Here is a 12876-nt window from a genome sequence, read left to right on the forward strand (position 1 = left end):
TTGATCCCAACCAGGGAGTCAAACTTTTATTTTTCGGGAATGGCCATTCTTTTCCGGATTTTCATTTAAAACTACCGCTTCCGCTTCCGCAACGGTCCGGATCTTCCCATTTAACTGGCGTGTTTCCAAATCGTAAAGGATCTTTTTAAAACGGGGGCCCGGAGAGTAGCCAAGTCTAATCAGATCGTCTCCATTAAGCAAAGTCGGCGGAAACAGTTCATCCGGTTTAAACCCTTTCCTTTTTTGAACGGCATACTCCCATTTTTCAAGGGACATGCCTGACGCAAGACAATCCGCCCGGTAAAGAGATAAAAGGTCGTTCATATGATCGGATCTCAGGAATCTTTTCAGTGTCGGCGTATCCATTTCCAGAATTTTCTGAAAAAGAGGAAAATCACGCATCATAGAAGTGACCTTATCTATCTGAAGATTCGAGAGTTTCAATCTGCCACAGATATCCCTCACTTTTTCGAGATCCCCAGTTCCCAAGACCAACAGAGCAAGCCCCAACTCGAATGAGGGCCGATTTAGAACATGAAAGCATTTGAGGGCATGGGGAATCAGCGAACCTTTATGAAGGGACTTTAACTCCGGGAAAATGATTCCGAGTATTCCCGACTCCTCCAGAAGGGCTATTCCCCGTTCGGGACTGGGTCCCAGCAGTATTTTCCCCATTTCATCACGAATTCTTTCCCCGCTGATGTTGCGAATCGATCCTGCTCTCTTGCGAATGACTTCAAATGTCCTGGATTCAATTTCGAATGAAAACTGGGCGGCGAATCGGACTGCCCTGAGCATTCTCAGAAAATCCTCTTTGAACCGAAGCTCCGGATCACCTATCGTACGGATTATTCCGGAGGCTAAATCTTCTTTTCCTCCCACATAATCAATCAATCTCTTTTCCAATGGATCAAAAAACATTCCATTGATCGTAAAGTCTCTCCGATTGGCATCTTCTTTTTCATTTGAAAAGATGACAGACTCGGGATGCCGGCCATCCAGGTAGATTCCATCCGATCGGAAGGTGGCAATTTCGACCTGCTCCTTCTTACCTCCAGGCGTTAGTCTTCCCAAAGGAACCAGGACAACGCCAAACGCAACGCCAACCGGAATCGCCTCCGGAAAAAGAGCCCGGACTTCCTCGGGCCTGGCCGAAGTAGCAATATCATAGTCTGTGGGCACCTTTCCTCGAATTTGATCCCTGACAGACCCGCCCGCAAAATAAGCCTTATGTCCCGAATCACTTAATCTCCGAACAATCTCCACGGCCCGTTCATAAAGAGTACGCGACTTCCTCATTATTCTTATCTCATCCTTTCTCACCGTTAACTCGTAGAACTTCATAAATAATCTCCGCGGCCTGGAGAAATTCATCGACAATCAAGTATTCGGAGAGAGAATGGATATTTCTCATTCCGGTTCCAAGATTGGCGACCTGTATTCCTTTTTGATTAAAAATATTGGCATCACACCCTCCGCCCATTGCCCTGGTTTGAACCGAGAGATGTCTGTTTTGGGCCGCCCGTAGTACCAGTCGGACGATCGCCGTGGAGTCTGACAAATCCATCCGGTTATAATCCCTATAAATGTTTTTCTCCACTCTCCCCCGCACCAACCGGCCGTCCACGGTAATATAATTTTCACTGGCCGCCTTTTCGAAACAATCAACCATATGTTCAATCTGCCTCTCGAGCTTTTCATCGTTGTGGCTTCGCGCTTCGCCCTCTATGGTCACCCGATTCGGAACAATATTGACGGCACTTCCTCCCTCGATCTTTCCAAGATTTGCCGTCGTTTCCGAATCGATCCGGCCTAATTTCATCTTCGAAATGCCCATTCCGGCAAGTTGAATTGCACTTAATCCTTTCTCAGGAGCCATTCCGGCATGGGATTCCAGTCCAAAAATCCTAAACTCAAGTCTTGAGGAAGAAGGAGCCCTGGTGAATAGAAACCCTGCATCGTCACTATCGAGCACCAATCCATAGCGGGCATTGAAGCGGGAGATGTCCAGAAGTTTTGCACCCAAAAGTCCAGCTTCCTCACAGATCGTAAAAACCACTTCCAGCTTTCCATGCTGATCCTTATTTTCTTTCAATTTTTGGATAACTTCAAGAATGATGGCCAGACCGGATTTGTCATCGCCCCCTAACACCGTTCTTCCGTCGCTCTTGATGATCTTTTCGCTCACGACCGGCGTGACACCTTCGCCGGGAACCACGGTATCCATATGGGCTGAAAGTAACATTGCCGGTTTGGAAGGATCGCCTTCAAAAATAGCGATAAGATTCCCTACTTCTCCTTTTACCTTTTCTCCCGCATCGTCGAAACAAACGTCTCCTCCCAGGTTACGGAGCTTTTCGGCAAGGAAAGCGGCAATCTTCCCTTCCTTACGGGAATGGCTGTCTATCCCGATCAACTGTAACAACGTTTGTATCAAACGGTTTTGATTAATCACGCCATTCATTTTGGATCGCTCCGTTCTCTCAGTCCCCCTTGCCGGGTTTTAGTAATTGACAAGAGTCCAATATCAAATTAAGATTGATTATATCATTTATATTTTTGGAGTGAATAGATGAAAAAGCCGCTCACAGCCCCTGCCGTTAAAAAAAAACAGAAACCCGGTGTTAAATTGAGGTCGAAAAGTCGCACACTTAAGAGCGTCCCCTCGTCAGGTGAAAAAACAAAATCGATTAATCAGATCGTTCAACAGATGAAAGCCGAATTAATGGACAAAATCGACCAGAAATTCAATCACTTAACCCACCGCTTGGATAGAATGGATGACGGAATTGACGAAATTCTTGACGAACTCAGGGCAACCGAAGCGCTATTGGAATCGGAAACAGAACCGTATGAAGGGCAGGCATAGTGGCTCTGTTAAAGAAAACCCCCTGGATGTTGATTTTCTTTATTTTATTGGGCGGTTTTTTCGGCACACTAATGGGAGAAATTTTAAGAGCGGTCGCTCCCGACGGTGCAGTAAGAAATCTTTTTCTCCACAGTCTCAGCTTTGGCATCAATCCCCCATTTACACTTGATTTAAGGCTCTTTACCGCTACGGTCGGGTTCACATTCCGAATTAATATTCTTGGTTTTATTGGGGTATTCCTGGGGCTTTACATCTACAAACAAGCCTGATCTCCGGCCTAGCAACTAGTCCATTCTTGAAATTCAGATTATTCTGCTAAATCCTTAGAGACGATTCCTTTAGAGACTTGATCTTGTCTCTTAATTCGGCGGCCCTTTCAAAATCAAGTTCCTTCGAGGCACTTCGCATCTCCTTTTCAAGATGCGCGAGAATCGGACCGAGCTCTTCCTGGGGAATATAGGAAGCTGCGGCTTCGGCGGCCAACGGAACGGTCAAATAATCCGCTTCAGAAACTTCATAAAGTGCCTTTGGAATTCCACTTTTAACGGAAACCGGCACAATATGATTCTCCTGATTATATTTCATCTGAATTTCTCTTCTCCTGTTGGTTTCATTGATCGCCTGGCCCATGGAATCGGTCAATTTGTCGGCATACATATAGACTTCTCCATGGAGATGTCTTGCCGCTCTCCCTATCGTTTGAATCAAAGAACGGTGGGACCTCAAGAATCCTTCTTTATCCGCGTCCAGGATGGCTACCAGAGAGACTTCCGGCAAATCAAGTCCCTCTCTCAAAAGATTAATGCCGACGAGTACGTCAAATTTTCCAAGCCTCAAATCTCTCAAAATCTCCATACGTTCCAGTGTTTCGATGTCTGAGTGAAGGTATTTCACTTTGATGCCGAGATCATGGTAATACTCAGTCAGATCCTCCGCCATCCTTTTGGTCAAGGTGGTTACCAAAACCCGCTCATTCTTTTCCACCCTTAAATGAATCGCTTCCAAAAGATCATCGACTTGACCTTTTGCCGGTTTGACGGTAATTTTCGGGTCGATGAGTCCGGTCGGACGGATAACCTGTTCGACAAACTGGCTCTGGCACTTTTCGATTTCATAAGGTCCCGGTGTGGCGGAGACAAAGATCACCTGATTGAGCAGATGTTCGTATTCCTCAAATTTTAACGGACGATTGTCGAATGCGGAGGGGAGTCTGAAACCATATTCGACAAGAGATGTTTTTCTCGAGAAATCTCCGGCATACATCCCTCTGATCTGCGGAATCGTAGCATGACTTTCGTCAGCCAGGAGCAGGAAATCATCCGGAAAATAATCGATCAAGGTAGGGGGCGGTTCGCCCGGTTTTCGGCCGGAAAAATGCCGGGAATAGTTTTCGATTCCCTGACAGAATCCGATCTCCCGGATCATCTCCAGGTCAAATCGAGTCCGCTGTTCGATCCTTTGGGCTTCGATCAGCTTCTTTTCTTTTTCAAAATAGAGGATCCGCTCTTCCATTTCCTGTTCGATTGCCTGAAGAGCCGTCTGAAGCCGCTCGGGAGGGATTACATAATGGCTCCCCGGATAAATGGCTATTTTCGGAAGCTTCCTGATCATCTCTCCCCGGAGAGGATCGATCTCTTCAATGGCTTCAATTTCATCACCAAAAAGGGAAATCCGGATACAGCTTGTGTCCGAGGATGCGGGGAATACCTCAATCACATCCCCCCGGACCCGAAACGTTCCTCTGTAAAAATCGATATCATTCCGGTCATACTGAATTTCAACCAGCTTTCTTAGGATTTCTTCCCGGTCCATCCGTCCGCCGGTCTCCAGATAAAGGAGCATCCCATGATAAGCTTCTGGCGACCCGAGGCCATAAATTGAAGAAACCGAAGAAACGATAATGACATCATTTCTTTCAAAGAGAGAGGCGGTCGCCAGATGGCGCATCTGGTCGATCGTTTCATTAATGGAACTGTCTTTTTCGATGTAGGTGTCGGTCGTCGGGAGATAGGCCTCCGGCTGATAATAATCGTAATAGCTGACAAAATATCCGACGGCATTTTCAGGGAAAAAAGTCTTAAATTCCTGGTAAAGCTGGGCTGCGAGGGTTTTATTATGTACCATCACTAAAGTCGGCTTTCGAATCTCTTCAATGACCTTTGCCATGGTAAAGGTCTTGCCTGAACCAGTCACGCCCAACAGGGTCTGAAATTTCTTCTTTTTTTTCAAACCGGCGACAAGAAGGTCGATCGCTTTTTGCTGATCCCCTTTTGGGGTAAATTCGGATGAGAGTTTGAAATCATTCATTTTCACTTAATATTAGGTTAAATTCCTTGACTTTTTCGGCCTAAAACTTGTAGCATTAAAAGACTAACCCCGGTCATCCCCTCGGGGAAGATTTACCTTAAAACGGCTTTACCTATGCGCAGCTATGACCACTTAACCTGGAAAACGATTCAGGACAATCTGTCGAAGTTATACGGCACTCAACTTTTTACCCTCGACACGACAAAAGAGAGTCGCATCACCTGCGATTCGATACCGGAACACCCGATTTGCAGCCTCGTCCACCAAGACCCCGAGATGAAAAAAAGATGTGAACAGGAGTGCGAGAATCAGATTTTGCAGGCAGACCGGTCGGGGGAACGAAGACAGTTTAAATGTTACGCGAATCTCAATCTGTTTGCAATACCAGTCAAAATCGACAGTATGGAACGTAAAGTAGTGGTAGGGGGAAAGGTCTATTTTTCCTACCAGGAACTGGAAGATTTCAAGGCAAAATCCGGCGCTCTAAAAATCGACCCTCAGAGGATTATTTCCCAGTCTGATCATATCAAAATTATGGATCGGGAAACCTTCAACAATACGGGTGAGCTGGTCCAATCCATTGCCTCCCCATTTTTCAAGAACCTCAATCAGAAAAAAACTTCCGATTCTCGCCATATTAAGCTTGATACGCTCTTTAACCTCTTTCAGGAACTCGATCAGAACCTCGGGGAAAGAGATTTTTACGGCCTTCTGCTGAATGCACTCGGAATCATCTTTAACGGAAATACGGTGGCGATCCTGAAATATGATCCGGTCTTGAAAGAATTTCGCACTTTCGAAGCTTTTGGAAAAAAGATTTTTGAAATGGCCGACTTTTCGGGAAACGAAAGGAATATCCTGTTAAATAGAGTGGTCACGGATGGGAAGCCGTATTTCACCCAGGATGTGCTTGAAATCGTAAAAGGAGGCTTTCCTGAAGAAAGCGCCCAGATTCACCTCTTTCCGTTGGGAAAACCGGATAAAAATCAGGCCGTTCTCGTCTTTCTGGATACGCCATTGCGAGAAGAAGATATACAGATTATTTCTCCTTTTTGCAAACAGGCATTTGTGATTCTGGAAAACCACATGCAGGCTGATTTATTGAGAAACTACAAGAAAGACTCCAAATCATTAACCGAATTCTCTCATACGATCGGTTCAACGCTCGATCCCGAAGAGCTCTTCAAAACCATTATAGATCAGACGACCGCAATTCTTCACGCGGAAAAGGGATCTCTCATGCTCCTGGATGAAGAGACTGGAGAGTTGAAAATAAAAACGATTAAAGGAATGAATCCCAAGATTGTACAGGGGCACCGGATTCAGTCCGGCGAAGGAATCGCGGGAAAGGTGCTTGAGGACGGACTCCCTCTGGTAGTCCAGAATATGGAGACCGATCCCAGGATTCTCCTTCCGAGAAGAGCACGATATAAGTCCACTTCTTTCATTTCCGTGCCGATTAAGTTGAATCATCGAACAATCGGCGTGATGAATATTGCGGATAAAATCAGCGAGCCTGTGTTTACGGACAAGGATCTTCTTGTGGCCATGACCATTAGCGGGTATGCGTCAATGGCTATTGAACGATCTGAGTTTTACCGTCGTTCAGAAGAGTTCCGGCAGATTTCCATCACCGATCCATTAAGCAGTTTGTTAAACCGGCGATATTTCCAGGAGCGAATGGCAGAAGAGATGGAAAGATCCAAGCGGCACAAACTTCCTCTCTCCCTCATCGTCATGGATATCGATAATTTCAAGAAATTTAACGATCTCCATGGCCACCTGGCAGGTGACGAAGCGATCCGGCTGGTTGGATTGTCGCTGAGGAATAATATCAGGACGATTGACGTTGCGGCCCGTTACGGAGGAGAAGAGTTTACCGTCATACTTCCTCAAACGACCAAAAGCGATGCGACCCAGATTGCGCAAAGAATCTGTTCAGAAATTGAAAAAAATGCCCTGGTCACCGATGACCGAAACCGGACCTCCGGTATAACCGTTAGTCTGGGGCTTGCCACTTTCCCGGACGACACGGAATCGCTCGAAGATCTCTTCAAACATGCTGACAGAGCTCTGTATACGGCGAAGGCTGCCGGCAAGAACCGCGTTGTCGTCTATTCACCTTAGTCTAGTTTGCTGAAAAAGGTTATCTGCAGTGTTCTCGGCTTTCGGCCTCCTTCAACGTACGAATTATGTACGCCTCAGTCGTCCATAAGTCTGCGGCCTTGCAGATAATCCTTTTTGAGCAAACTCTTAAGATCATTTCAAAAAAATATTCAACAAATTAATCAGCAAAGAGCGCGTCGACGAAGGCATCTGCGTCAAACGGTTCCAGGTCGGACTCTTTCTCCCCCATTCCCACCCAGTAAATCGGAATCTTTAATTCGTTCCAGATTGAAATCACAATTCCACCCCTGGACGAGCTATCCAGTTTCGCCAGAATAATTCCTGTAACTCCTACCGCTTCATGAAACATCCTCGCCTGGCTCAAGGCGTTTTGACCCTGGGTGGCATCCAGCACCAGTATGACTTCATGTGGTGACAGCGGATCGATCTTTCCCAGTGTCCGTTTGACCTTTTTCAATTCATCCATTAAATTCGTTTTGGTATGGAGCCTTCCAGCCGTATCGATGATTAATAATTCGATCTTCCTCGCCTTGGCGGCGGCGTACGCATCAAATGCGACTGCCGAAGGATCGGCCCCATGCTGTTGGGAAATGACCTCAACTCCGTTTCGTTTTCCCCAGATTACAAGCTGTTCCGTTGCCGCCGCTCTGAAAGTATCTCCCGCCGCAAGCAAGGTCGATCTTCCCTCCTTGACCATACGATGAGCTAATTTTCCAATCGAGGTCGTTTTTCCGACCCCGTTCACGCCGATGATCATCATCACATGGGGAGTCTGATGAAATTCATACTTTGGGTTTTTCTTTTTGATACCGGAAAGGATCTTTTTTAATTCTTCTTTAAGCGCCGCTTTTATTTGATTCAGCTCTTTGAGTTCTTTCCGATCGAATCTCGGCTTCAGGGATGACATGAGCTCTTCCACCGCCTTCGCTCCCATATCAGAAGTGATTAAAAACTCCTCAAGTCGTTGAAGGGTCTCCTCGTCCACCCCTTTTTCTTCGAGAAAGATCTCCTCAAACGCTCCCGAAAGCTGCTTTCGAGTCTTTTCAAGACTTTTCTTGAATCGATCAAATAATCCCATACAACCTCGTTAACCTAGACTCTCATCGAAGGGAACGGGGACGGGTCGGGTGAACCGTCACAGCGACCTCTTCGAAATTTGGTAACCTATCCACAATCCAGTTAAAATAGATGGTAAATTTCGGAGCCGGAGCAGTGAAGGTTGCACCCGACCTGACCCGGTAAAACATTTCAGTCCGATTTAATAGTCTAAAAGGGAAAGTAATTCACGTTGCTTTTTATACATCCTTCTGGCTTCCTGAGGCGACCGTTCATGATCCCAGCCGAGGAGATGTAAGATACCGTGAATCAAAAGGAATGTTAATTCCCGTTCCAGAATATGGCCCAGTTCGCGTGCCTGCCTCCGGGCGGTCTCAACAGAGATGACGATATCCCCAAGAAGGGGCGATCCGTACCGGACCCTCTGATGATTCAAGGGAAACGACAAAACATCGGTTGGAGTGTCGATCTTCCGATATTGTCGATTCAATCGTCGAATCGCGGGGTCATTAACAAAAAGGAGGCTCAGCGCCTCCTTGTCTTTCCCCAATGCTCTTAAGATTTTGTCTGCCACTTTCATGACCCTGGGCAGATTCAACTTAAACTTGCGCTGACGATTGCGTATCGAAATCCGCTTCACTTCTCTAATTGTAGCGAGACCCCACTCTTATTGTCTGATATGGCACCTGAAATTCCGTTCTCTCCAACGGCGCCGAAATTCATCCTCATCTTTAGCCACTTCCGTTTAAGAAGGATAACCGAATTTCGCCGAGTCTCCATTTACAGGGGCTCACGTCGCCCCCTTCACCGGCAAAGCCGGAGAAGCTTCCCCCTCTCGCTTGCTTTGCTCGCTGGAGTACTTATTCTCAGCCCAGCAGGTCTTTTATATCCACACCCAGCGAAACGTTATTTCTTCGGCTTCTTCTTGTTTCCAAGCGTTTCATAAGCCTGAATAATCTCGGCAACGAGCCGATGGCGCACAACATCTCTTTTCGTAAAGTAAAAGATCTCAATTCCGGAAATTCCGGAAAGAATCGACTGGATCTGAATCAAGCCCGAAACTTTGCTGTCGGCAAGGTCCACCTGGGTAATATCTCCGGTGACAACCATTCTGGAGTTAAATCCAAGCCGGGTCAAAAACATCTTCATCTGCTCCGCCGTGGCATTCTGCGCTTCATCCAGGATCACGAAGGCATCGTTTAATGTTCTGCCCCTCATATAGGCCAACGGCGCGATTTCGATTTCGCCCCGTTCAATCAACGAATTGGCCCGTTCTATATCCATCATGTCAAAGAGTGCATCGTATAACGGTCGAAGATAGGGATTCATTTTTGCGTAAAGATCGCCGGGCAGAAAACCGAGCTGTTCTCCCGCTTCAACTGCGGGGCGGGCCAGGATAATCCGGCTCACTTGCCTTCGCGAATAAGCCAAAACGGCCATCGCCATGGCCAGATAGGTTTTTCCGGTTCCCGCAGGGCCAATCCCGATCACGATCTCGTTTTTGAGGATGGCGTCTATATACGCCTGTTGAGTCGGGCTTTTTGGTACAATCTGTTTTTTTGACGGAACCGGAATATGCGAAAAATGCTCCTTTTTGTGGGCCGTACCATGCCGGTTGGGGGCAATGGCTTCGTTAATATCTTCCAATCCCAGGGGCTTCCCCTTCTGAGCCGCCATTTGAAGTTCCCGAAGGACCCGGCCCGCCTCTTCAATCTGGCCGGGAGTTCCTTCGATCCGGATCTCCTCGCCCCGAGCCAGGATACGGACATTCAAGAGCAACTCAATCCGCTTTAAATGGGAATCAAAACTGCCGTATAAATTTAAAGTATCAAATCCCTTGGGAAGTTTAAGGGAGAGCGTGCCAGAAGGCGAAGAGGGAGTTTTCAAATGGAAAACATTTCCTTTTTGGAACTTTTTAATAATAAATGAAGGTAATCCATTATAACCATGAGGGACAAAAGAAGACAACCGATAAAAACTTCCGGTAACAATTTAGCGCGCGGGGGAAGAAGTAAAGGAAAGAGGGAGCATATACGACTGACTATCTCCCTCACCGTCCGGGTCTGAAACCTTGATCTCAATCGGGTGATTTCCGGCATCCTTTTCGGTAAATGCCCACTTGATCAAACCGGTTTTAGAATCGATCGTCATTCCGACCGGACCCTTTGTAAGCGTAAAGGTGAGGGGGTCACTATCCGGGTCTTCTGCAGTCACCTGGTAACTGTACTCGTTTCCCTGAAAAGAGGCAGGAATGGAAGTAATCTTTGGAAGCGCTTTGGAAATGATCATCGCTCTTCGCATCGGCTGACCCTGGGCCACACCATCTGACGGAGTCACCTCCAATATCACTTTTTCTTTCTTATTAAAAAGAGAACCCGGGATGGACAGGTCGTTTCCAACCACCGATTCGTCTTCTTTTAACCAGCGATAGGAATAGGTGATTGGGTCCCCATCCGCGTCAAATCCTTCCACCTTGGCTGTCAATTTATCTCTCCGGGTCGGAGGAAATGGCTCAATTGCGATTGATACCACTTTCGGTAACGCGTTTTCCACGACAATTGGCTCGGACTCAACCGGTTCACTCCCCGGCTGGGTTAGGAGCCTCACTTTAATGCGATCACCTTTGCGAATCAAGCTCTTATTAAATAAGGAAGACTGCTCACCAGGAATAACAGCACCATTCCTTTCCCATTCGAAGCGTTCACCGACATTCACAGATTTGAGACCACCAGAAAGGACTGCAATGTCATTTTCTGCCGTCAACGGATTCGGAGAGAGGGTCAGTTTAAGGGGTCCGGCGGTGATAGACCTGTTTTCTGAAATTTCCCGCCCGTTCTTAATCAGATTGGACGAATAAGCGGGAGAAGAAGTGACCCGACTGGTATGACTAAGGGGAAAATAGAGTATTCCTGCAATCAAGAGCGCCGCTATTCCAACGAGCCATGGCAAAGGAATGACAATCCTTCTATTTTTTAACGACTTCTTTCTTGCTTTTGCCTTCCTTGCTTTTATCGAGGCTTGATTCAATTTTCAAATAACCTTTTACAGAATTTTAATCATCATTATTTGAAGATGAGTGTTTACCTCTGAGACCGGGAATCGGACCCTCAGATTGACCATGACCCGGCGCAATATAGAGTGCCTCTCGATGGTCGGGATACAATTCAACAACCATATAAACCCAATTCCCGACTTCGAAGAAATTGAGCGCCGTTTTATGTTCGTCCTGATCCACCATCACTGTTTTTGGAAGAACCCTATAAACCTTTTCGTTAACTGAAATTTCACCATTCCTTCCCTTTTCGAACGGAAGAGAAACTGACATCACCTGGCCCGTTACAAAACGTTTGACGGGATACCGGACCTGAGCATTTTCTGCTATGACGGGTGACCCGAAGCAGAACATTCCCGTCAGGACCAAGGCGCCCCCCAATCTCCATCGATACTTATTGATTTGGAATTTCATTGGAACTCCTTTCATTGTCATCGCAACATTTCTTATCATCGGATTGAAACTTTCATTAATAAGGCTGGTGCCAGAAGATCTGATTGAAGCTTGCACCTGTATTCAGGTCAACCCCTTCAATACCTCCTCCAATACCAACCAGACCACTCATTCCGCTCTGGGTCACGGTCACCACCACACCGGAAGGAATTCCGGAGCCTAGGGATTTGGACCTGTCTGAAAGGTCTTTCGTCCCATCTTTGTTATAGTCAAAAAAGGCGTTCCCGTTGGCATAGTTTAACGACCAAACGAACCCGGTGCCTAGAGCCGTCCCGCAGGCGTTTGCTGACATCGATGGTAAAAGCGGGGCATAGGTCGTATAGGTTACCTCCTTGTTTAATAGGAGAGGGGCTGAGAGACTCTTCTCTCCCAACATCGTCCCGGTTCCATTCAACCGGATATACCAACCTGCTCCCGTGATCGTCGGGGTTAAATTGGTGGTCACGTCCATCAGAAGAGGATTGGCATTCGTACTGCTGGGCGCCGTTCCCCCTTCCTTTGAAATCGCGGTATAGCTGGACTTATCGTAAATGGCGTAGAGCCGGTCCACAACAGAGGTACTGGTCTTGGGATGTTCCCTGTCCCCTGTTCCGGCGAAGAGAGCCCGGTACCCGCTTTCAATACTTAAATCGGGCGGGTAAAAAAATTTCCGGCCGGAGGAGCTGTCAGCACCTGGATTAGACTGAAAAATGACGGTTCCCGACCAGCTGGAAGTACTGCTGTAACCCACATTAAACTCCCATATTTGTCCCCCCACATCTCCGACATAGAGGGTATCGACTGTTCCGTTATTATTGACATCCACGGCAGTCAAATCACTGGGGATCGAATAGGTCATATTGAACTTGCTGTTGGTGCTATCGTTGGTCACCGAACTTCGATAAGAGTATTCCCAGAGGTTTGTTCCGGTCAAAAGATCGATTGCATAGACCGCCCGGCCTGCACTGTCTATATAGGAATAGGGCGGCGTGATATTCAGATCTTCTTTTGTATTATCGTAACCTCCGCTGAT

General features: G+C 46.9%; 12 protein-coding genes. 3 read left to right on the forward strand and 9 right to left on the reverse strand.

The features are described 5' to 3' along the window. Nucleotides 1-18 precede the first annotated feature (18 nt). Together HY200_04420 and HY200_04425 are read right to left on the reverse strand one after the other, a co-directional pair. Complete coding sequence (locus HY200_04420; protein ID MBI3594180.1) at nt 19-1299, reverse strand: CCA tRNA nucleotidyltransferase; 1281 nt, start codon at nt 1297-1299, stop codon at nt 19-21. A 10-nt stretch (nt 1300-1309) separates the two neighbouring features. Beyond that, the gene (locus tag HY200_04425) at nt 1310-2464 is read right to left on the reverse strand and encodes a M20/M25/M40 family metallo-hydrolase (protein MBI3594181.1); all 1155 of its coding nucleotides are present in this window, start codon (nt 2462-2464) and stop codon (nt 1310-1312) included. Nucleotides 2465-2572: 108 nt separating this feature from the next. Between HY200_04425 and HY200_04430 the strand changes: the two genes are divergently transcribed. Together HY200_04430 and HY200_04435 are read left to right on the forward strand one after the other, a co-directional pair. Then, nucleotides 2573-2869, forward strand: a complete 297-nt coding sequence (locus HY200_04430) for a hypothetical protein (protein MBI3594182.1) — start codon at nt 2573-2575, stop codon at nt 2867-2869. Next, complete coding sequence (locus HY200_04435; protein MBI3594183.1) at nt 2869-3138, forward strand: DUF4321 domain-containing protein; 270 nt, start codon at nt 2869-2871, stop codon at nt 3136-3138. Before HY200_04430 ends, HY200_04435 begins: the two co-directional genes overlap by 1 nt. Nucleotides 3139-3184: 46 nt before the next feature. Here HY200_04435 and uvrB read toward each other — a convergent pair whose 3' ends face one another. Continuing rightward, a complete protein-coding gene (uvrB, locus tag HY200_04440) occupies nt 3185-5176 on the reverse strand; it encodes an excinuclease ABC subunit UvrB (GenBank protein MBI3594184.1) in 1992 nt (663 codons plus the stop codon). A 114-nt stretch (nt 5177-5290) separates the two neighbouring features. Between uvrB and HY200_04445 the strand changes: the two genes are divergently transcribed. Beyond that, complete coding sequence (locus HY200_04445; protein ID MBI3594185.1) at nt 5291-7303, forward strand: diguanylate cyclase; 2013 nt, start codon at nt 5291-5293, stop codon at nt 7301-7303. A gap of 157 nt (nt 7304-7460) precedes the next feature. Here HY200_04445 and ftsY read toward each other — a convergent pair whose 3' ends face one another. The 6 genes from ftsY to HY200_04475 form a co-directional block, all read right to left on the reverse strand. After that, nucleotides 7461-8381, reverse strand: coding sequence for a signal recognition particle-docking protein FtsY (ftsY, locus tag HY200_04450; protein ID MBI3594186.1), 921 nt, complete (start codon nt 8379-8381; stop codon nt 7461-7463). Between the two features lie 180 nt (nt 8382-8561). Beyond that, complete coding sequence (ybeY, locus tag HY200_04455) at nt 8562-8933, reverse strand: rRNA maturation RNase YbeY (GenBank protein MBI3594187.1); 372 nt, start codon at nt 8931-8933, stop codon at nt 8562-8564. A 332-nt stretch (nt 8934-9265) separates the two neighbouring features. Next, on the reverse strand, nt 9266-10246 hold the full coding sequence (locus HY200_04460; protein MBI3594188.1) for a PhoH family protein: 981 nt from the start codon (nt 10244-10246) through the stop codon (nt 9266-9268). Between the two features lie 105 nt (nt 10247-10351). Then, a complete protein-coding gene (locus HY200_04465; protein MBI3594189.1) occupies nt 10352-11308 on the reverse strand; it encodes a hypothetical protein in 957 nt (318 codons plus the stop codon). A gap of 103 nt (nt 11309-11411) precedes the next feature. Continuing rightward, entirely contained in the window at nt 11412-11825 is a 414-nt protein-coding gene (locus tag HY200_04470; protein ID MBI3594190.1) for a hypothetical protein, read from the reverse strand. Nucleotides 11826-11880: 55 nt separating this feature from the next. Further along, nucleotides 11881-12876 (reverse strand): hypothetical protein (locus HY200_04475; protein ID MBI3594191.1); only part of this gene is annotated, 996 nt, incomplete at its 5' end.

The sequence above is a fragment of the Nitrospirota bacterium genome (assembly GCA_016194305.1).
GTDB lineage: Bacteria > Nitrospirota > Nitrospiria > JACQBW01 > JACQBW01 > JACQBW01.

Bases quoted from the DNA above. Each gene is read 5' to 3' on its own strand.
- HY200_04470 (MBI3594190.1), bottom strand. From the start codon at position 11,825: ATGAAATTCCAAATCAATAAGTATCGATGGAGATTGGGGGGCGCCTTG.
- HY200_04430 (MBI3594182.1), top strand. From the start codon at position 2,573: ATGAAAAAGCCGCTCACAGCCCCTGCCGTTAAAAAAAAACAGAAACCC.
- ftsY (MBI3594186.1), bottom strand. From the start codon at position 8,381: ATGGGATTATTTGATCGATTCAAGAAAAGTCTTGAAAAGACTCGAAAG.
- HY200_04420 (MBI3594180.1), bottom strand. From the start codon at position 1,299: ATGAGGAAGTCGCGTACTCTTTATGAACGGGCCGTGGAGATTGTTCGG.
- HY200_04425 (MBI3594181.1), bottom strand. From the start codon at position 2,464: ATGAATGGCGTGATTAATCAAAACCGTTTGATACAAACGTTGTTACAG.
- HY200_04445 (MBI3594185.1), top strand. From the start codon at position 5,291: ATGCGCAGCTATGACCACTTAACCTGGAAAACGATTCAGGACAATCTG.
- uvrB (MBI3594184.1), bottom strand. From the start codon at position 5,176: ATGAATGATTTCAAACTCTCATCCGAATTTACCCCAAAAGGGGATCAG.